Source organism: Enterobacter sp. A103 (assembly GCF_034427535.1).
Lineage (GTDB): Bacteria > Pseudomonadota > Gammaproteobacteria > Enterobacterales > Enterobacteriaceae > Enterobacter > Enterobacter asburiae_B.
On the sequence record NZ_JAXQPQ010000009.1, the window covers coordinates 61,689 to 80,880 of the forward strand.

The 19,192-nt window shown below is 55.2% G+C and carries 18 protein-coding genes and 3 tRNA genes; 11 read left to right on the plus strand and 10 right to left on the minus strand.

Annotation, left to right across the window (positions count from 1 at the left end):
• Positions 1 to 12: 12 nt before the first annotated feature.
• From truC to syd, 3 genes are all read right to left on the minus strand, one after another.
• Entirely contained in the window at positions 13 to 789 is a 777-nt protein-coding gene (truC, locus tag SPH27_RS19085) for a tRNA pseudouridine(65) synthase TruC (protein ID WP_182071550.1), read from the minus strand.
• A complete protein-coding gene (locus SPH27_RS19090) occupies positions 786 to 1,115 on the minus strand; it encodes a YqcC family protein (protein ID WP_047060002.1) in 330 nt (109 codons plus the stop codon). Before SPH27_RS19090 ends, truC begins: the two co-directional genes overlap by 4 nt.
• 630 nt (positions 1,116 to 1,745) lie before the next feature.
• Positions 1,746 to 2,291, minus strand: a complete 546-nt coding sequence (gene syd, locus SPH27_RS19095) for a SecY-interacting protein (protein ID WP_045888075.1) — start codon at positions 2,289 to 2,291, stop codon at positions 1,746 to 1,748.
• A 69-nt stretch (positions 2,292 to 2,360) separates the two neighbouring features.
• On the opposite strand from syd, the gene queF reads away from it, so the two are divergent.
• The 5 genes from queF (at position 2,361) to xni (ending at position 8,795) form a co-directional block, all read left to right on the plus strand.
• Positions 2,361 to 3,203, plus strand: a complete 843-nt coding sequence (gene queF, locus SPH27_RS19100) for an NADPH-dependent 7-cyano-7-deazaguanine reductase QueF (RefSeq protein ID WP_021241894.1) — start codon at positions 2,361 to 2,363, stop codon at positions 3,201 to 3,203.
• 116 nt (positions 3,204 to 3,319) lie between these two features.
• Positions 3,320 to 4,684: a nucleotide 5'-monophosphate nucleosidase PpnN gene (gene ppnN / locus SPH27_RS19105; RefSeq protein ID WP_047060004.1), complete on the plus strand. Its 1,365-nt coding sequence runs from the start codon at positions 3,320 to 3,322 to the stop codon at positions 4,682 to 4,684.
• Between the two features lie 514 nt (positions 4,685 to 5,198).
• Positions 5,199 to 6,494 carry an HAAAP family serine/threonine permease gene (locus SPH27_RS19110; protein WP_029741560.1) on the plus strand — a complete coding sequence of 432 codons (1,296 nt, stop codon included), beginning with the start codon at positions 5,199 to 5,201 and terminating at the stop codon, positions 6,492 to 6,494.
• A gap of 65 nt (positions 6,495 to 6,559) precedes the next feature.
• Positions 6,560 to 7,927 carry an L-serine ammonia-lyase gene (locus SPH27_RS19115; RefSeq protein WP_033146431.1) on the plus strand — a complete coding sequence of 456 codons (1,368 nt, stop codon included), beginning with the start codon at positions 6,560 to 6,562 and terminating at the stop codon, positions 7,925 to 7,927.
• Between the two features lie 112 nt (positions 7,928 to 8,039).
• A complete protein-coding gene (gene xni / locus SPH27_RS19120; RefSeq protein WP_048979245.1) occupies positions 8,040 to 8,795 on the plus strand; it encodes a flap endonuclease Xni in 756 nt (251 codons plus the stop codon).
• Between the two features lie 110 nt (positions 8,796 to 8,905).
• On the opposite strand, the gene rlmM is transcribed toward xni, so the two are convergent.
• The 4 genes from rlmM to SPH27_RS19140 form a co-directional block, all read right to left on the minus strand.
• Positions 8,906 to 10,006 (minus strand): 23S rRNA (cytidine(2498)-2'-O)-methyltransferase RlmM, encoded by a 1,101-nt coding sequence (gene rlmM / locus SPH27_RS19125; protein ID WP_023309030.1) that lies wholly within the window; start codon positions 10,004 to 10,006, stop codon positions 8,906 to 8,908.
• A complete protein-coding gene (locus SPH27_RS19130; RefSeq protein WP_023309031.1) occupies positions 9,999 to 10,394 on the minus strand; it encodes a DUF423 domain-containing protein in 396 nt (131 codons plus the stop codon). The genes rlmM and SPH27_RS19130 overlap by 8 nt, the downstream gene beginning before the upstream one ends.
• 39 nt (positions 10,395 to 10,433) lie before the next feature.
• Positions 10,434 to 11,351 (minus strand): glycine cleavage system transcriptional regulator GcvA, encoded by a 918-nt coding sequence (gene gcvA / locus SPH27_RS19135; protein WP_023309032.1) that lies wholly within the window; start codon positions 11,349 to 11,351, stop codon positions 10,434 to 10,436.
• A 349-nt stretch (positions 11,352 to 11,700) separates the two neighbouring features.
• On the minus strand, positions 11,701 to 11,928 hold the full coding sequence (locus SPH27_RS19140) for a YgdI/YgdR family lipoprotein (protein ID WP_008499648.1): 228 nt from the start codon (positions 11,926 to 11,928) through the stop codon (positions 11,701 to 11,703).
• Positions 11,929 to 12,120: 192 nt separating this feature from the next.
• On the opposite strand from SPH27_RS19140, the gene csdA reads away from it, so the two are divergent.
• Both csdA and csdE read left to right on the plus strand, forming a co-directional pair.
• Positions 12,121 to 13,326 carry a cysteine desulfurase CsdA gene (gene csdA / locus SPH27_RS19145; RefSeq protein WP_047743884.1) on the plus strand — a complete coding sequence of 402 codons (1,206 nt, stop codon included), beginning with the start codon at positions 12,121 to 12,123 and terminating at the stop codon, positions 13,324 to 13,326.
• Positions 13,326 to 13,772 carry a cysteine desulfurase sulfur acceptor subunit CsdE gene (gene csdE, locus SPH27_RS19150; protein ID WP_096151044.1) on the plus strand — a complete coding sequence of 149 codons (447 nt, stop codon included), beginning with the start codon at positions 13,326 to 13,328 and terminating at the stop codon, positions 13,770 to 13,772. The genes csdA and csdE overlap by 1 nt, the downstream gene beginning before the upstream one ends.
• Here the strand turns inward: csdE and tcdA are convergent.
• Positions 13,763 to 14,569: a tRNA cyclic N6-threonylcarbamoyladenosine(37) synthase TcdA gene (gene tcdA, locus SPH27_RS19155; protein WP_182071549.1), complete on the minus strand. Its 807-nt coding sequence runs from the start codon at positions 14,567 to 14,569 to the stop codon at positions 13,763 to 13,765. The genes csdE and tcdA overlap by 10 nt on opposite strands.
• A gap of 75 nt (positions 14,570 to 14,644) precedes the next feature.
• Positions 14,645 to 15,742 (minus strand): murein transglycosylase A, encoded by a 1,098-nt coding sequence (mltA, locus tag SPH27_RS19160; protein ID WP_048979242.1) that lies wholly within the window; start codon positions 15,740 to 15,742, stop codon positions 14,645 to 14,647.
• Positions 15,743 to 15,950: 208 nt separating this feature from the next.
• On the opposite strand from mltA, the gene SPH27_RS19165 reads away from it, so the two are divergent.
• The 3 genes from SPH27_RS19165 (at position 15,951) to SPH27_RS19175 (ending at position 16,269) form a co-directional block, all read left to right on the plus strand.
• A tRNA-Met gene (locus tag SPH27_RS19165) sits at positions 15,951 to 16,027 on the plus strand.
• A gap of 44 nt (positions 16,028 to 16,071) precedes the next feature.
• Positions 16,072 to 16,148 (plus strand) — tRNA-Met (locus SPH27_RS19170).
• A gap of 44 nt (positions 16,149 to 16,192) precedes the next feature.
• A tRNA-Met gene (locus SPH27_RS19175) sits at positions 16,193 to 16,269 on the plus strand.
• 88 nt (positions 16,270 to 16,357) lie between these two features.
• Here SPH27_RS19175 and amiC read toward each other — a convergent pair.
• Positions 16,358 to 17,611 (minus strand): N-acetylmuramoyl-L-alanine amidase AmiC, encoded by a 1,254-nt coding sequence (gene amiC, locus SPH27_RS19180; RefSeq protein WP_029740496.1) that lies wholly within the window; start codon positions 17,609 to 17,611, stop codon positions 16,358 to 16,360.
• Between the two features lie 227 nt (positions 17,612 to 17,838).
• On the opposite strand from amiC, the gene argA reads away from it, so the two are divergent.
• The gene (gene argA / locus SPH27_RS19185) at positions 17,839 to 19,170 is read left to right on the plus strand and encodes an amino-acid N-acetyltransferase (protein ID WP_039263334.1); all 1,332 of its coding nucleotides are present in this window, start codon (positions 17,839 to 17,841) and stop codon (positions 19,168 to 19,170) included.
• Positions 19,171 to 19,192: the final 22 nt, after the last annotated feature.

Below are 19,192 nucleotides of genomic sequence, written 5' to 3' on the forward strand. Positions count from 1 at the left end.
TAATGAATGCGTTTACCGTTCATCCTGAACGTTGCCCGATACAAACTCAACCCTTTCATTTTCGGGGAGTTGTCCCAGCCAGCCAAACTGTGACAGCGCCTGCATCCAGACGTCGTCCAGCCCCGCACGGATGGTCAGCGGCTCGCCGGTAAACGGGTGCATCAGGCTCAGCTCGCTGGCGTGCAGCATCAGACGATGGCAGCCAAAGTGTTCGGCCGCACTACGGTTCTGGCGCAAATCACCGTGTTTGCTGTCGCCAATAATCGGGTGGCGCAGGTGCGCAAGATGGCGTCGCAGCTGGTGCTTACGCCCGGTTTTAGGCAAAAGCTCAACCAGGCTGTAGCGTGTGGTCGGGAATTTGCTGGTTGCAACCGGCATTTCGGTCGTCGCCATGCCGCGATAATCCGTTACTGCGGGCTGCGGACCTTTGTCATCGCGGGCAAATTTATCGGCGATTTTGTCCAGCTCCTCCACCAGCGGATAGTCCAGCGTGGCGGCTTCCGTCAGCCAGCCGCGCACGATCGCGTGGTAGCGCTTTTGCATCTGATGCTGTTCAAACTGCTGTGACAGCAGACGCCCCGCCTCGCTGGAAAGCCCCATCAGCAGCACGCCGGAGGTCGGCCTGTCGAGACGATGGGCGGTAAAAACATGCTGACCAATCTGGTCGCGAACGGTCTGCATCACCACCACTTTCTCATCGCGATCGAGCCAGCTGCGGTGTACCAGCCAGCCTGACGGTTTATTCACCGCCACCAGCCACTCGTCCTGATAGAGGATCTCAAGCGTCATGCATCTTCACCGGCAAACAGGGCATCCAGTTTTTCCAGTTCGACCAGCATCACGTCGCGCGCCGGGTGTGTCGCCTCGAGCGCCATTTCATAGTAGGGAGAGACAGCAAACGCCTGCGGAAGCGGGTGATCGCCCTCAAGCAGGGCGTGCATGCGCGGAATTAACACCCACTGCAGCCATTCAAACGGGGCCAGCGTATCCAGGCAGAAGGGCTGAGTGCTCGCGAACGCTTCTGGCTGCGGCGCGGTCTCCTGCCACAGCTGATGTTGGCGCAAAAGGGCTTCGATGGCGTGCAACTGAGCACGAACGCTATCGTGTTGCGTCATAGTAACCTCAACTGAAAAAGTGAACGGCGCGCAGCATAGCATTGCGGAAGGCAGAAATAAAAAAAGGGAGCACTGTAAAAACAGTGCTCCCGGTTCGTTTCGCAGCATTCCAGCTACAATTCGTGCTCCCTGCTCATCCGTGACAACTTTTCCTGACGCCCGAAGGCCTGGTCATCCGTAAGCCGATGCATCCTGCACACATCTTCCTGACGTGTTTGTCTCATCCTGAAACGTCCTGGCCTTCCTGACCCACCGACCATCCTGACCGGCTCTCGTTCTCCTTCCTGGAGGTGTCCCTTACGCATCCTGCGTTATCCACTTCGCTTCATCCTGAAGCCTTCCTGAAGCGCCATCCTGACGAGTCCTGTGTAAGAAACGCCATCATCCTGATGTTCGTTTCTCGTGTCGGCGTCCTGTCGACAGAAATAGAATCCGCTATTCCGCTTCGTCTTACAACCCACCCTTTCTGGGTTGTAAGCCGTAAGAAATCCCTAAAAACAATACGATGAACAAGTAATTCGTTGAAAAATAGAGTGATATTAATCTGAATTAAATGAGGTAATACTGAATCTTCAGCGATCTCTCACAAACGTTGTAAGAGATCTCTCACACGCGCTATAGCATCAAGGATTACAGAAGTGGCTCAAGTCGGGTAAGGAAATCCGCAAGAGAGGGGGCGAGAGTCTCGCGATTGCGGGTGCCGATAGTCTCTTTAACCACTTCACCTGACAGGTTACAGACGGAGATAACGTCCAGTTCGCTGTCCAGCGTGGCAATAAAGAGCGTCGGAGAAAGCTTCAGGCGTTTTTGCGTGACCAGGTGACCAATCAGGTTTTCCTGAACACGCTGCAGATCGTCTTCGCTCCAGGTCTGCAACAGCGTCAGCGTGATATCAGCAAAGCGCGCAGGCATATCCCCTGCGAACTGCGTGGTATAAAACGCATGAACTGCTGGTTGTACCACAATGTCCATTGCCCGCTCAACCGCATTTACATTTTGCTCGCCGTCGAAAGGTTTTGGCTGCCAGATAACGTAATCGTCGACTGAAGAGATAATGCACGGCGAAGGTACGCCATACAAATCAGCACTTTGCGGCCATGTCTGGTCCTTTTCATGCCATGCGTCGCAATAGCGGGTCGTGAAGCTAGTGAGGGCATTTGCAGTTTCGATGTCCACCGATTTCTCTCTTCTTGTCAGACAGGATAAACTCAGGCCATAAGTGTACCTGTAAAGTGGCTATGAAACATGTCTTACGAAAATCATCAGGCGTTAACCGGCTTAACGCTGGGGAAATCGACCGATTACCGCGATACCTACGATGCAAGCCTGCTGCAGGGCGTGCCGCGCAGCCTGAACCGCGATCCTCTGGGCCTGCATGCAGACGCATTGCCGTTTGTCGGCGGTGACATCTGGACGCTGTACGAACTCTCGTGGCTTAACGCGCGCGGTCTGCCGCAGGTGGCGGTGGGCCACGTTGAGCTGGATTACGCCAGCGTTAATCTCGTGGAATCCAAAAGCTTTAAGCTCTATCTCAACAGTTTTAACCAGACAAAATTCAACAGCTGGGACGACGTTCAGCACACCCTGGAACGTGATTTAAGCGCCTGCGCGCAGGGAAAGGTGAGCGTTTCACTGTATCGCCTGCACGAACTGGAAGGGCAGCCGGTCGCCCACTTCAACGGGACCTGCATCGACGATCAGGATATTGAGGTGGAGAATTATGAATTCAGCGCCGATTACCTCGAAAACGCGGCGAGCGGAAAGGTGGTCGAAGAGACGCTGGTCAGCCATCTGCTGAAATCCAACTGCCTGATCACCCACCAGCCGGACTGGGGCTCGGTGCAGATCCAGTACCGCGGTCCGAAAATTGACCGGGAAAAGTTGCTGCGCTACCTGGTGTCGTTCCGCCATCACAACGAATTTCACGAGCAGTGCGTGGAGCGTATCTTTAGCGATATTCAGCGTTTCTGCCAGCCAGAAAAACTGAGCGTTTACGCGCGCTACACCCGCCGTGGCGGTCTGGACATCAACCCGTGGCGCACCAACACCGATTTTGTGCCAGCAACGGGGCGGCTGGTGCGTCAGTAATATAAATATTTTCACAATATGCGCGGTATCTTCCGCGCTTTAGGTTGTGAAACGTCACGCGCCAGGGCTATTGTAATCAACAGGGAAAGACGATAATCGTCCCGTAAGGAGCTCACTTGATTACACATATTAGCCCGCTTGGCTCAATGGATATGTTGTCGCAGCTGGAAGTGGACATGCTTAAGCGCACGGCCAGCAGCGATCTTTATCAACTGTTTCGTAACTGTTCACTTGCCGTACTGAACTCCGGAAGCCTGACAGATAACAGTAAAGAACTGCTGTCCCGCTTCGAAAGCTTTGATATCAACGTGCTGCGCCGCGAGCGTGGCGTGAAGCTTGAAGTCATCAACCCGCCGGAAGAGGCCTTTGTCGACGGCCGTATCATTCGTTCACTTCAGGCTAACCTGTTTGCCGTGCTGCGTGACATCCTGTTTGTTAACGGGCAGATCCACAACGCAGGCCGTTTCCAGCATCTCGACCTGGAAAGCTCAGTCCATATCACCAACCTGGTGTTCTCCATTTTGCGTAACGCCCGTGCCCTGCACGTTGGCGAAGCGCCGAACATGGTCGTCTGCTGGGGCGGCCACTCCATTAACGAAACCGAATACCTTTATGCGCGTCGGGTGGGCACACAGCTTGGCCTGCGCGAGCTGAATATCTGTACCGGCTGCGGTCCGGGTGCGATGGAAGCGCCAATGAAAGGTGCCGCAGTGGGACACGCGCAACAGCGTTACAAAGAGGGACGGTTTATCGGCATGACCGAGCCGTCAATCATAGCCGCTGAGCCGCCTAACCCGCTGGTTAACGAGCTGATTATCATGCCGGATATCGAGAAACGTCTTGAAGCGTTTGTCCGTATCGCCCACGGCATTATCATCTTCCCGGGCGGCGTGGGGACAGCGGAAGAACTGCTCTATCTGCTGGGTATTCTGATGAATCCGGCCAACAAAGATCAGGTTCTGCCGCTGATCCTGACCGGTCCAAAAGAGAGCGCCGACTACTTCCGCGTGCTGGACGAGTTTATCGTACACACGCTGGGCGAATCCGCGCGTCGTCACTATCGCATCATCATTGACGATGCCGCAGAAGTGGCGCGCCAGATGAAAAAAGCGATGCCGCTGGTAAAAGAAAACCGTCGCGATACCGGCGATGCGTACAGCTTTAACTGGTCAATCCGTATCGCGCCGGACCTGCAGATCCCGTTCGAGCCAACGCACGAAAATATGGCGAACCTGAAACTCTATCCGGACCAGCCGGTGGAAGTCCTGGCTGCCGATCTGCGTCGTGCCTTCTCCGGGATTGTTGCGGGCAACGTGAAAGAGATGGGCATCCGCGCCATTGAACAGTACGGTCCGTACAAGATCCACGGCGACCCGGAGATGATGCGCCGCATGGACGACATGCTGCAGGGCTTTGTCGCTCAGCACCGCATGAAGCTGCCGGGCTCAGCCTATATTCCTTGCTACGAAATCTGCACATAACGCTCAACAGCATCTGATCAAAGCCGGGTCGCCCTGTTGCGCGTCCCGGCTTTTTTTATTACGAGGTAATTCATACGCATCACTTATGTCTTTTACAAACTATGCGCAAACGCAAACGATTACCTAGTTTTTTCAACCGTAAATTATCAGCCTTAATCCAAATTATCTGCCAGAAAATACTAAAAACCCATTTCTTTACAGCTAAAGACACCTATATCACGGGCCAGTCTTTCAGCTCACATGTCGTTGGTGGTAGCCTTCGCGCCCGTAAATTCTCTTTGACGTTTTTTTAACAGATAAATGGTCTAAAGATGCCCACATCATAAGTGGATTATTGCATTTGGGATCAGGATCACTGATAGATTCATAACTAGAATGTATCTTTCCGCCCGCCAATAGTTACGGGCGAAAATTATTAAAAAACCGTCACTGAACGAATTTCATATTACCGTCAGGCACTTTTTCATCGGATTTGACTAAAAACCTGACAATTTGCTTCCTCCAGGAGATACAGATGGAAACCACTCAAACCAGCACCGTTGCTTCGATTGAATCCCGAAGTGGTTGGCGCAAAACGGATACCATGTGGATGCTTGGCCTTTACGGCACAGCAATCGGCGCTGGTGTACTGTTCCTTCCTATCAACGCAGGCGTCGGCGGTCTGATCCCGCTGATCATCATGGCTATCATTGCTTTCCCGATGACCTTCTTCGCACACCGCGGTCTGACCCGCTTCGTGCTGTCCGGTAAAAACCCGGGCGAAGACATCACTGAAGTTGTTGAAGAGCATTTCGGCGTTGGCGCAGGTAAACTGATTACCCTGCTCTACTTCTTCGCGATTTACCCTATTCTGCTGGTCTACAGCGTGGCGATCACCAACACCGTTGAAAGCTTCATGATGCACCAGCTGCACATGACGCCGCCGCCGCGTGCGATTCTGTCGCTGATCCTGATCGTGGGCATGATGACCATCGTTCGCTTCGGTGAGCAGATGATTGTGAAAGCAATGAGCGTACTGGTCTTCCCGTTCGTTATTGCTCTGATGGTACTGGCTTGCTACCTGATCCCACAGTGGAACGGTGCAGCGCTGGAAACCCTGTCCCTGAGCAGCGCATCGGCAACCGGTAACGGCCTGCTGATGACCCTCTGGCTGGCAATTCCGGTGATGGTATTCTCCTTCAACCACTCTCCAATCATCTCTTCTTTCGCTGTGGCGAAACGTGAAGAGTACGGTAATGGCGCAGAGAAGAAGTGCTCCAGCATCCTGGCGCGCGCTCACATCATGATGGTACTGACCGTAATGTTCTTCGTCTTCAGCTGCGTACTGAGCCTTTCCCCGGTGGATCTGGCGGCAGCGAAAGAGCAGAACATCTCTATTCTGTCTTACCTGGCGAACCACTTTAACGCACCGGTCATTGCGTGGATGGCACCAATCATCGCGATTATCGCCATCACCAAATCCTTCCTGGGCCACTACCTCGGCGCGCGTGAAGGCTTCAACGGTATGGTGATTAAATCTCTGCGCGGTAAAGGCAAGAGCATTGAAATCAACAAGCTGAACAAAATCACTGCGCTGTTCATGCTGCTCACCACCTGGGCGGTAGCGACCCTGAACCCAAGCATCCTGGGCATGATTGAAACCCTGGGCGGCCCGGTCATCGCGATGATTCTGTTCCTGATGCCGATGTACGCGATTCAGAAAGTCCCTGCTATGCGCAAGTACAGCGGTCATGTGAGCAACGTCTTTGTGGTTATCATGGGTCTTATCGCAATCTCTGCGATCTTCTACTCCCTGTACACCATGTTCTGATTATCACCCGCGCCGTCTTCGGACGGCGCACTCCTCCCTCTCTGACTGAAAGCAATGGACGCATCATGATTAGCGTATTCGATATCTTCAAAATCGGTATTGGTCCTTCCAGCTCTCACACCGTCGGACCAATGAAAGCCGGTAAGCAGTTCACGGATGACTTGATTGCACGCGGCATCTTGCATGACATTACCCGCGTGGTTGTCGATGTATACGGCTCGCTTTCCCTGACCGGGAAAGGCCACCATACCGATATCGCCATTATCATGGGCCTGGCGGGAAACCTGCCGGACACCGTTGATATTGATGCGATCCCTGGCTTCATCCAGGATGTGAACACCCACGGCCGCCTGCTGCTGGCGAACGGTGAGCATGAGGTTGAATTCCCGGTTGACCACTGCATGAATTTCCATGCGGACAACCTGTCGCTGCACGAAAACGGCATGCGCATTACCGCGCTGGCCGGCGACAAAGCGGTATACAGCCAGACGTATTACTCTATCGGCGGCGGCTTTATCGTCGACGAAGACCACTTTGGTCAAACCAATACCTCTTCTGTAGAAGTGCCGTATCCGTACAAAACGGCGGCGGATCTTCAGCGTCACTGCCAGGAGACGGGCCTTTCCCTCTCCGGCCTGATGATGAAAAACGAGCTGGCGCTTCACAGTAAAGAAGAGCTCGAACAGCACTTCACTAACGTCTGGGAAGTGATGCGCGGCGGTATTGAGCGCGGGATCACCACCGAGGGCGTTCTGCCGGGCAAGCTTCGCGTGCCGCGTCGCGCTGCTGCGCTGCGCCGTATGCTGGTGAGCACCGACAAAACGACGACGGACCCGATGGCCGTTGTAGACTGGATCAACATGTTCGCCCTGGCGGTAAACGAAGAGAACGCCGCAGGGGGCCGCGTGGTCACCGCGCCGACTAACGGTGCCTGCGGTATCGTTCCGGCGGTGCTGGCGTACTACGACAAGTTTATCCGTGAAGTGAACGCGAACTCACTGGCACGCTACCTGCTGGTCGCCAGTGCGATTGGTTCGCTGTATAAGATGAACGCGTCTATTTCCGGTGCGGAAGTGGGCTGTCAGGGTGAAGTCGGCGTGGCGTGCTCCATGGCGGCGGCGGGTCTGGCCGAACTGCTGGGTGCAAGCCCTACACAGGTGTGCATTGCTGCGGAAATCGGCATGGAACATAACCTGGGACTGACCTGTGACCCGGTTGCCGGACAGGTACAGGTACCGTGCATCGAACGTAACGCGATTGCCTCCGTGAAGGCGGTGAACGCGGCACGTATGGCGCTGCGCCGCACCAGCGAGCCGCGCGTCTGTCTCGATAAGGTTATCGAAACCATGTACGAAACCGGTAAAGATATGAACGCCAAATACCGCGAAACCTCTCGTGGCGGCCTGGCGATGAAGATTGTGACCTGCGATTAAGCCTCTCAGGAAGCCTCGTTTTGCGAGGCTTCTTCCTGTTTTCCCCACCATTCATAGTTTCACGCTGCTGACAGTGTTACCCTTCACGCATGAGATAGAAGGGAGATTATCTGTGGCCGTTCATTTACTTATCGTCGATGCTCTTAACCTGATCCGCCGTATCCATGCGGTACAGGGGACGCCTTGTAAAGACACCTGCCTGCACGCGCTGGAGCAGCTTATCCGCCACAGTGAGCCCACCCACGCGGTCGCAGTATTTGATGACGAAGCCCGCAACACGGGCTGGCGTCACCAGCGTCTGCCCGACTACAAAGCCGGACGCGCCCCGATGCCGGACGATCTTCACGCTGAATTGCCCATGCTGCGCGCTGCATTTGAACAGCGTGGCGTTCCCTGCTGGGGTGCACAGGGAAATGAAGCCGACGATCTCGCTGCCACTCTGGCCGTAAAGGTGGCAAGCGCCGGGCATCAGGCCACTATCGTTTCAACTGACAAAGGCTACTGCCAGCTGCTTTCTCCGACTATCCGCATTCGCGACTATTTTCAAAAACGCTGGCTGGACGCGCCGTTTATTGCCAGCGAGTTCGGCGTCTCGCCTGAGCAACTGCCGGATTACTGGGGGCTGGCAGGCATCAGCAGCTCTAAGGTTCCGGGTGTCGCCGGTATTGGGCCGAAGAGCGCCGCGCAGCTGCTGAAGGATTTTCAGAGTCTGGAAGGGATTTACGCCCGTCTGGATGAGGTGCCAGAAAAGTGGCGCAAGAAGCTGGAGGCGCATAAAGAGATGGCGTTTATTTGCCGGGAAATCGCAACGCTACAGACGGATTTACAGCTGGACGGGAATTTACAGCAGTTGCGGTTAGAACGTTGATATCCCCTCACCCTAACCCTCTCCCCATGGGGGAGAGGGAACTGCCCGGTGCGGTCTTTTCCCCCCTCGCCCCTTTGGGGAGAGGGCCGGGGTGAGGGGCAATCAGCGCACTATCGCTCGTCGCGACGCCCGCCAACCGCTGCCCACCAGCGACGAATATGCACCGTCACCTCTTCACGGTCGTGATACAGCTGACGCGCCTGGATCTCCACGTTAATACCGTGCTCGTCCATCTGCTCCTGAATGTAGGCCAGGTTCTGCGACACTTCCTCATAGCGCTTTTTCATCGGCAGCTTGAGGTTGAAAATGGTCTCACGACACCAGCCGTTCACCAGCCAGGAGGCCATCAGCGCGGCCACTTTTGCTGGCTTCTCAACCATATCGCACACCATCCACGAGATGTTGTTACGGTTCGGGCGATAGCGGAAACCGTCTTCCCGCAGCCAGGTAACCTGCCCGGTGTCCATCAGGCTTTGCGCCATTGGACCGTTATCAACGGACGATACCCACATATTGCGTTTCACCAGCTGATAGGTCCAGCCGCCCGGGCACGCGCCAAGGTCGACGGCGTACATGCCGTTTGCCAGACGTTCATCCCACTCATCCGCCGGGATAAAGACGTGGAACGCCTCTTCCAGCTTGAGCGTGGAACGGCTTGGCGCATCGGACGGGAAGCGCAAACGCGGAATGCCCATAAAGAAGGGAGAGTTGTTGGTGGTGTACGAATAGCCTGTATAGCAGCAGCCTGGTGCGATAAAGAAGATATGCACCACCGGACGCTTCGGCGTTTCGTAGTTCGTCAGCACGCCTGCATCACGCAGCGCCGCACGCAGCGGCACGGTGAACTTACGGCAGAACTTCATCAGCTCTTTACTTTCGTTGGTATCCGCCACTTCAACGCGCAGATCGCCGCCCTTCTCCACCACGCCCTGCAGCATGCCGACAATTGGCGTGATGCGGTCTTCCGGCGGAAGATCCTTCAGCAGCTCACCCGCGACAAACATCTGGCGAGCAAAGATCAGCGAGCTGAACGGCAGCTCGCGCGCCAGCTTGTCTGCGTCTTCAGGCTGATAGCACTCGAATACCACATAGCCCGCGTTTTCTTTAACGCGGGCAAAGCCGAAGACTTCGCGCTTCGCCGCTTTATCGGTAATTTCCGCGGCGCACTCTTTCTCAAACCCCGGGCGACAATATAAAACAACCTTATTCATGAACAACGCCCTTGCGTTTCAGACGGATAGCTCCGATAAACATTAATACCCAACCCGCCAGGAAGCTGAAGCCGCCGACAGGTGTAACGAACGCCCACAGGCGCAAATGTGAGAGCGCAAGGCAGTACAAGCTACCGCTGAACAACACGGTACCCAGCGCCATAAACACGCTGCTCCAGTAAAACCAGATACTGATACGACGCTGCATCGCCACCGCCAGCCCAAAAATAGCCAGCGTGTGGAACGCCTGATATTCAAGGCCGGTCTGGATCCAGCCCATCTCTACTGCGCCTAAAGACTTGCTTAATACATGTGCGCCAAAGGCGCCCAGTGCAACAAAAATAAAGCCACTCACCGCGGCAAAAATCAGCATGAATCGGCTGGTCATGTTTAAGTCCTGAGTTGATGCGTGCCCGGCACACAAACGTTATTGCTCATACCTGAAGCGGAATTTTTCTTGCTCGGTTGCCGCTTTCGCCAGTATCCACTGCCGGAAGGCGGCTATTTTACCCAGTTCTGCCTGACTGTCATGACAAACCAGATAAAACGCATTCTTGCTGACCAGTACATCATTAAAAGGGCAAACCAGGCGGCCTGCCTCAATTTCGGACTGCGCCATGACGTTGTTCGCCAACGCCACGCCCTGCCCGTGAATGGCAGCCTGTAACACCATCGCACTGTGGCTAAAAATGGGTCCCTGCTGCACGTTAATATGTGTAAGACCTAATTGACGGGTATAAGTTTGCCAGTCGCGGCGAGAGGCATCATGCAAAAGCGTATGCTGAGCCAGATCGGCGGGTGACTTCAGCGCCTTCTCACCTGTTAACAGCAGAGGAGAACAGACCGGCAGGAGATATTCTGCGTATAATTTTTCTACGCGCAAGCCCGGCCAGTTACCGCGACCATAAAAAATGGCGACATCCACGTCATCGGCCAGCTTGTCCTCCTGACGATCTACCGCCTGGATTCGAACGTCGATCCCCGGATAAGCTGAGTTAAAGCTTGAGAGTCTTGGCACCAGCCAATGAATGGCAAAACTGGGCAATAAACTGACGGTCAGAGCACCTTTTGCACTGCGAGCCTGCAGCTTACGCGTGGCTTCCGTAAGCTGGGAAAAAATCTCTTTAATATCCTGAAAATAGCTCTGCCCCTCTTCAGTCAACAGCAACGAACGGTTGCGTCGACGAAACAGCTTAAGGCCCAGAAAATCCTCCAGAGACTTGATTTGGTGACTTACTGCGGCCTGTGTCACAAAAAGCTCATCTGCTGCGCGGGTAAAGCTCAGATGACGTGCTGCTGCATCAAAAACTCGTAATGCATTAAGAGGTGGCAATCGCTTTGACATGGTTATCTGGCTTAGATGTTAACGGAATTTAACAAACAGGAAACAACGTTTAACCTATTAGTTTTTTTTATCTGAGCCATTATAATTTGTCCGTTGAGGAACTACCAGCAAATACCTATAGTGGCGGCACTTCCTGAGCCGGAACGAAGAGCTTTTTTCGGAATGCGTGTTCTGAAGGGCTTTTGGCTTACGGTTGTGATGTTGTGTTGTTGTGTTTGCAATTGGTCTGCGATTCAGACCACGGTAGCAACGCTACCAATTTTTCACTTCCTGTACATTTACCCTGTCTGTCCATAGTGATTAATGTAGCACCGCCAATTTGCGGTGCTTTTTTTTCGCCTGCGATCTGTTAATGCTCGATCTCTTTCATCTCTTTCACGTCCGTGCGGTTGATCTGCTGCTTGTTCCCGTTAGCATCTTTGTACGAAATCATCCCGGTATCATTATCGGTAGTCGGTTTCCCTTCCGAAACGATAGAACGACCATCGTTGGTGTGCATCACGTAGTTGTTACCGGAACAGGCGCTCAGGGCAAAAGTAAACGCACAGGCAGAAATGATTGCAGCTGTCTTATTCATGATTATTCTCCTTTAGCAATTAATGCTATTCAAACCTCGATTTATAACAGGCTAAAACATCCGCCTAACACTATTTAGCATAACCTGCTTTTTTGAGGCCGTAAGGATAAGCAGACAATTCTGATAGATATCAACCTCCTTGCCCTGCCGCTGAAATTGCGCGACGATCGCTATATTGAAATGAGGAATCCCATGAACGCTTTCAGTCCTGCGCAGTTCCGCGCACAGTTTCCGGCCCTGGCCGATGCCGGTATTTACCTGGATAGCGCCGCCACCGCCCTTAAGCCACAGGCGGTGATTGAGGCCACGCAGCAGTTCTACAGCCTGAGCGCCGGGAACGTGCATCGCAGCCAGTTTGCCGAAGCGCAGCGATTAACCGCGCGCTACGAAGCCGCACGCGATCAGGTCGCTCGCCTGATCAATGCCGAAAGCGGGAAAAACATCGTCTGGACGCGCGGCACGACCGAAGCCATCAATATGGTGGCCCAGTGCTACGCGCGCCCGCTGCTTCAGCCGGGCGATGAGATCGTCGTCAGCGAGGCGGAACATCACGCCAACCTGGTGCCATGGCTGATGGTGGCGGAGCAAACGGGTGCGCGCGTGGTGAAACTCCCACTGGGTGCAGACCTTCTGCCCGACGTAGCCCGTCTCCCCGAACTGATTACCCCTCGCAGCCGCATTCTGGCGCTCGGACAGATGTCGAACGTCACGGGTGGTTGCCCGGACCTGGCTCAGGCTATTCGCATCGCCCATGCCAGCGGGATGGTGGTGATGGTCGACGGCGCTCAGGGCGTGGTGCACTTCCCCGCTGATGTGCAGGCGCTTGATATCGACTTCTATGCCTTCTCAGGACATAAGCTCTACGGTCCAACCGGTATCGGGGCGCTGTACGGCAAGCCAGAACTGCTGGCAAAAATGACGCCGTGGCTCGGTGGCGGCAAAATGATTACCGAAGTGTCGTTCGATGGCTTCAAAACTCAGGATGTTCCCTATCGTCTGGAAGCGGGTACGCCGAACGTGGCGGGGGTGATTGGCTTAAGCGCGGCGCTGGAGTGGCTGGCAGAAACAGACATCGTTCAGGCTGAAAGCTGGAGCCGGGGGCTGGCGACGCTGGCAGAGGAAGAGCTCAAAAAGCGCCCGGGTTTCCGCTCGTTCCGCGTTCAGGACTCAAGCCTGCTCGCCTTTGATTTTGCGGGCGTTCACCATAGCGACATGGTGACGTTGCTGGCCGGATACGGCATTGCCCTGCGTGCCGGACAGCACTGCGCCCAGCCGCTGCTGGCGGCGCTTGGCGTTAACGGTACGCTGCGCGCCTCGTTTGCGCCGTACAATACCCAAAGCGATGTCGACGCGCTGGTTGCCGCCGTTGACCGCGCACTTGAAATACTGGTGGATTAATGACTAGCGCTGCTTTAGCCGGACATCCGTTTGGCACCGTCATCACAGAAGAGACCTTAAGACAGACCTTCGCCCCGCTCCAGCAGTGGGAAGATAAATATCGACAGCTGATCCTGCTGGGTAAACAGCTCCCGGCCCTTTCAGACGATCTTAAAGCGCAGGCGAAAGAGATCGCAGGCTGTGAAAACCGCGTCTGGCTGGGGGTTAGCGTTTCCGGCGAGAAGCTGCACTTCTTCGGCGACAGCGAAGGCCGCATCGTCCGGGGCCTGCTGGCCGTATTGCTGACCGCTGTGGAAGGGAAAAGCGCGGCGGAATTGCTGGCACATTCGCCGCTGGTGTTATTTGATGAGCTTGGGCTGCGCGCGCAGCTCAGCGCCTCGCGCGGTCAGGGGTTGATCGCGCTCAGCGACGCGGTACTGGATGCCGCACGTCAGGCTCAGGCCTGACGTTCCGCCTTCGCCATCATTTTCTTGAGGGCGTGAGACACCGCAACAAAGCCGAAGGAGGCGGTCACCATGGTGGCCGCACCAAAACCTGAGGCGCAGTCCATTCGTTTTGGCCCTTCCGCCGTGCTTTTCATCGCGCAGACTGAGCCATCCGCCTGCGGGTAGACCAGCGCTTCGGTCGAGAACACGCAGTCGACACCGAGCTTGCCTTTGCTGTTCTTCACCACGTTAAAATCGCTCTTCAGGCGCTCGCGCAGCTTGGCCGCCAGCGGATCCTGGATCGTTTTCGCCAGGTCGGTCACCTGGATCTGCGTCGGATCGATTTGCCCGCCCGCACCGCCCGTCGTGACCAGCGGCACCTTGTACCGACGGCAGTAAGCGATCAACGCCGCTTTTGGCCGCACGCTGTCGATGGCGTCAATCACATAGCTGTAGCCTTTGCTCATGTACTCCGCGACGTTATCTGCCGTCACAAAATCATCAATCACCGTGACCCGACATTCCGGGTTTATCAGGCGAATACGATCCGCCATGACCTCAGACTTCGCCAGGCCGACGTTATCGCGCAGGGCGTGGATTTGACGGTTGGTGTTGGTGACGCAAACGTCATCCATGTCAATCAGCGTGATTGCGCCAATACCGGTTCTCGCCAGCGCTTCTGCCGCCCACGACCCCACACCACCAATGCCCACGACGCAGACGTGCGCATCCGCAAACAGCTGCAGGGCTTTTTCACCATATAAACGTGCCGTCCCGCCAAAACGCTGGCGCCAGGCGTCGCTGATTACCACAGACATAAAACCTCAAATGTAAAAAGGGTGAGGTTTTCCTCACCCTGAACAGTAATCCGTATTGTGCTCAGAATACCACAATCAGCCGCTGAATACGTTTCCAGCTCCCGGAGCTGCCTTCAGTACCCACACGCGTCCGTAGTGGTTATACCAGCCCGCGCGATGGCCTGCGTCAGGGCCAATGCCCTGATAGATGTCAAAGTGCTGGCCTTTAATCGCCCCGCCAACGTCCAGCGCCACCATCAGACGCAGCTCATACTGGCCGTTGAACTTACCGTTATTGTCCAGAAGAGGGACTTCAGCCAGCAGCGTGGTGCCTGCAGGAATAATCGAACGATCCGATGCTACCGACGCGCGGCCAATCAGGGGAACCGCACTCGCCCCTTTCACCGGCGCGAAGTTTTGCGGTTTGAAGAAGACGAACGACGGGTTCTGCTCCAGCAGCTCGCGAACCTCGGCTTCGCTGTGTTTCTCGCCCCACTCGCGGATCGCCTGCATCGACATATCTTCTTTCTTCACTTCGCCGCGGTCGATCAGCACTTTACCGATGCTGCGATAGGCGTGGCCGTTTTTACCGGAATAGCTGAAGAAGTTAAGCGGCGACCCGTCGCCAAAATCAATGTAGCCGCTGCCCTGAACGTCCATGATGAAGTTATCCATCAGGGAGTTGCTGTAGGCCAGAACATAGTTTTCGCTCAGCGCACCGGCGTAGATCTCAGCGCGAGACGGCAGACGACCGCGTTTTGGCGGCATACGATAGATAGGATACTGGAACTCGCCCTGACGCGAGTGTCGTGCCTGGATAACCGGGGTGTAGTAACCGGTAAACTGGACGTTGCCGTAGTTATCGGCCCCTTCCATCTGCCAGGCGTCGATACCAAACTGGCGCATGTTGCGCGTATCGCCGCCTGCTTTAAGCCAGTCCTGGACCGCGCTATAAACATTGTTCTGTGAGCTATACAGACGCGGCGACGCGTTGCGGATCTGGTAGACCTGCTCGGAGAAATCACCGGCATTAATCGGTGCGCCGACAGCATCAGGCTGATTAACTAAAGAGAAAGGCTGGGATAACTTCCCGTCTTTATACTGTTGACCGCGATCGGTCGGTTTGGAAGAACAGGCCGCAAGAATCGCTACCATTGCGCCCGCCATCAGATACTTCGCCCAACGTCCTTTCATTATATCTCGTCTTTAAGTTGCCCATTTCCGCGTGATGAAGATAACAAACCGCCAGGGCTAATGAAATGCGATCGCATGCCCTTTGGCAAATTTTGCGCAAAAAATAGTCCGAACAGAGCCATGTCGTTCAATTTGCATACAAAATCATGATTTATGTGAAAAAGGGGTTGCATCACAAACCTATCCGAGTATAGTGCGCATCCACGGACGCGGGGTGGAGCAGCCTGGTAGCTCGTCGGGCTCATAACCCGAAGGTCGTCGGTTCAAATCCGGCCCCCGCAACCAATTAAAATTTGATGAAGTATCTTCTACGACGGTAGAAAGACGGACGCGGGGTGGAGCAGCCTGGGAGCTCGTCGGGCTCATACCCCGAAGGTCGTCGGTTCAAAGCCTGCCCCCGCAACCAATCAAATTTGAAGAAGTAAGTTTCTACACGAGTAGAAAGACGGACGCGGGGTGGAGCAGCCTGGTAGCTCGTCGGGCTCATAACCCGAAGGTCGTCGGTTCAAATCCGGCCCCCGCAACCAACACTTCTGAAAACAATAAACACCCTCAAGGGTGTTTTTTTGTATCTGTCGTTTGTGAATTTGCCGGGCGTTTACCCGGCTGAAAGCATTATCCGCGTCGCGCCAGCGTCGCCCCGTCAGAGAAATACGCCCGTATCCCCGCCAGAATCGACTCCGCAACCTCCTGCTGGAATTTTGCCGTCTTGAGCTTACGCTCCTCTTCGACGTTACTGATAAACGCGGTTTCGACCAGGATGGACGGGATATCCGGTGCCTTGAGTACCGCAAACCCGGCCTGTTCAACGCTGTTTTTATGCAGCTTATTGATGTTCCCCAGCTTGCCCAGCACCGCTTTACCAAACTTCAGACTGTCGTTAATGGTCAGCGACTGCACCATATCGAACATAGTGTGGTCGACGTAGCGGTCGCCGCTTTTGCTCACGCCACCAATCAGGTCAGAGGCGTTCTGGCTGTCTGCCAGGAATCTTGCTGCGGTACTGGTCGCGCCTTTGGTTGAGAGCGCAAACACCGACGAGCCGCTTGGCTGGCGGCTGGTAAAGGCATCCGCATGGATCGACACGAACAAATCGGCGCGCTGCTTCTGCGCTTTCGCCACCCGGACCTTCAGCGGAATAAAGATATCTTCATTGCGCGTCATATAGGCGCGCATATTGCCTTCTTTATCAATCAACGCCTTCAGGCGACGTGCAATTTGCAGCACCACGTCTTTTTCACGCGTGCGGTATTTACCCACCGCGCCGGAGTCTTCGCCGCCGTGGCCGGGATCGAGCATGATCACAATCGGACGATCGCGCCCTGCTTTTCCGGGCTGCGGACCGCTTTGCGCAGGCGGCACCTGACGCTGAAGATCGCCCTTGTTGTAGTCTTCCAGCAGAGCGAGAAGCGGATCCTGGATATCCGTTGCGTTGGCCGGGTAGAGATCCATCACCAGGCGCTCTTTAAACGTCGCGACGGGCGCCAGGGCGAACAGCTGCGGCTTAACGTTCTGTTTAAGCTCAAACACCATGCGCACGGTTTGCGGATCAAACTGCCCGACGCGCGCCGATTTAATAAACGGATCGTCGCCGCGGATCTGCGCCGCCATCCCTTTCAGCACGGAGTTGAGGTTAACGCCTTCGAGATCCACCACCACGCGTTCCGGGTTGCTGAGGGCAAATTGCTTATATTTCAGCACGCGATTGGATTCGACCGTCACGCGCGTATAGGTCGACGACGGCCAGACGCGCACCGCCACCACCTGACTCGTGGCGGCAAGACCGACCTGACTGACGCTAAGCAACCACATTGCCCCGGCCCCTTTTAACAAACGGCGGCGGCTTATTGCTGAATTGGATCCCGACATGCTTCTCCCGAGCAAGAACACTGACTGATATACAAAATGTCCAAATTGACCGAAAACTTTAACGAATGACGCATAAACTGTCATCTATAAAAGGGTAAACAATCATACGCTAACGCACGGATTACTTACCAATTTCTGTGGGTCGCGGAAAATTTGCGCTTGCACACGCGGCCACAATCGAATAAAAATACAGAAATTACGAATAAACATTCATTAAGGGTTGTGCCATGGTGAAGGAACGTAGAACCGAACTGGTCCAGGGATTCCGCCATTCTGTTCCCTATATCAACGCCCATCGGGGAAAAACGTTTGTCATCATGCTTGGCGGCGAAGCCATTGAGCATGAAAATTTTTCCAGCATCGTCAATGACATTGGCCTGCTGCACAGCCTCGGGATCCGCCTGGTGGTGGTTTATGGCGCGCGTCCGCAGATCGACGCCAACCTGGCCGCTCACCACCACGAGCCGATTTACCATAAACATACCCGCGTCACCGATGCCAAAACCCTGGAGCTGGTGAAACAGGCGGCGGGTCTGCTGCAGCTGGATATTACCGCGCGTCTCTCCATGAGCCTGAACAATACGCCGCTGCAGGGCGCGCATATCAACGTCGTGAGCGGCAACTTTATCATTGCCCAGCCGCTCGGCGTGGACGATGGCGTGGATTACTGCCACAGCGGCCGTATTCGTCGTATTGATGAAGAAGCTATTCACCGCCAGCTGGACAGCGGTGCCATCGTGCTGATGGGCCCGGTCGCCGTTTCCGTGACCGGCGAAAGCTTTAACCTGACGTCAGAAGAGATCGCCACGCAGCTGGCAATCAAGCTGAAGGCGGAAAAAATGATTGGGTTCTGCTCCTCCCAGGGCGTCGTGGACGGTGAAGGAACAATCGTACCGGAACTCTTCCCGAATGAAGCCCAGGCTCGCGTGGAGGCGCTGGAAGCCGAAGGTGATTACCACTCCGGCACCGTCCGCTTCCTGCGTGGCGCCGTGAAGGCCTGCCGCAGCGGCGTGCGCCGCAGCCACCTGATCAGCTATCAGGAAGACGGGGCCCTGCTGCAGGAGCTGTTCTCCCGCGACGGTATTGGTACACAGATTGTGATGGAGAGTGCGGAGCAGATCCGCCGCGCCACCATCAATGATATCGGCGGCATTCTGGAGCTGATCCGCCCGCTGGAACAGCAGGGCATTCTGGTACGTCGCTCACGCGAACAGCTGGAGATGGAGATCGATAAATTCACCATTATTCAGCGCGATAACCTGACCATTGCCTGCGCCGCGCTCTATCCGTTCCCGGAAGAGAAGATCGGTGAAATGGCCTGCGTGGCGGTGCATCCTGATTACCGTAGCTCTTCACGCGGCGAAATGCTGCTTGAACGCGTGGCGGCACAGGCGCGCCAGATGGGACTGAGCAAGCTGTTCGTCCTGACGACGCGCAGCATTCACTGGTTCCAGGAACGCGGATTCACGCCGGTGGATATCGATTCTCTGCCGGAAACGAAGAAAGAGATGTACAACTATCAGCGTCGTTCAAAGGTGCTGATGGCTGACCTGGGATAATACAACGCTTGCCGGGTCGCGC

Coding starts and splice junctions, on each gene's coding strand:
- truC (WP_182071550.1), bottom strand. CDS start 789: ATGACGCTTGAGATCCTCTATCAGGACGAGTGGCTGGTGGCGGTGAAT.
- SPH27_RS19090 (WP_047060002.1), bottom strand. CDS start 1,115: ATGACGCAACACGATAGCGTTCGTGCTCAGTTGCACGCCATCGAAGCC.
- queF (WP_021241894.1), top strand. CDS start 2,361: ATGTCTTACGAAAATCATCAGGCGTTAACCGGCTTAACGCTGGGGAAA.
- SPH27_RS19110 (WP_029741560.1), top strand. CDS start 5,199: ATGGAAACCACTCAAACCAGCACCGTTGCTTCGATTGAATCCCGAAGT.
- SPH27_RS19115 (WP_033146431.1), top strand. CDS start 6,560: ATGATTAGCGTATTCGATATCTTCAAAATCGGTATTGGTCCTTCCAGC.
- rlmM (WP_023309030.1), bottom strand. CDS start 10,006: ATGAATAAGGTTGTTTTATATTGTCGCCCGGGGTTTGAGAAAGAGTGC.
- SPH27_RS19130 (WP_023309031.1), bottom strand. CDS start 10,394: ATGACCAGCCGATTCATGCTGATTTTTGCCGCGGTGAGTGGCTTTATT.
- gcvA (WP_023309032.1), bottom strand. CDS start 11,351: ATGTCAAAGCGATTGCCACCTCTTAATGCATTACGAGTTTTTGATGCA.
- SPH27_RS19140 (WP_008499648.1), bottom strand. CDS start 11,928: ATGAATAAGACAGCTGCAATCATTTCTGCCTGTGCGTTTACTTTTGCC.
- csdA (WP_047743884.1), top strand. CDS start 12,121: ATGAACGCTTTCAGTCCTGCGCAGTTCCGCGCACAGTTTCCGGCCCTG.
- csdE (WP_096151044.1), top strand. CDS start 13,326: ATGACTAGCGCTGCTTTAGCCGGACATCCGTTTGGCACCGTCATCACA.
- tcdA (WP_182071549.1), bottom strand. CDS start 14,569: ATGTCTGTGGTAATCAGCGACGCCTGGCGCCAGCGTTTTGGCGGGACG.
- mltA (WP_048979242.1), bottom strand. CDS start 15,742: ATGAAAGGACGTTGGGCGAAGTATCTGATGGCGGGCGCAATGGTAGCG.
- amiC (WP_029740496.1), bottom strand. CDS start 17,611: ATGTCGGGATCCAATTCAGCAATAAGCCGCCGCCGTTTGTTAAAAGGG.
- argA (WP_039263334.1), top strand. CDS start 17,839: ATGGTGAAGGAACGTAGAACCGAACTGGTCCAGGGATTCCGCCATTCT.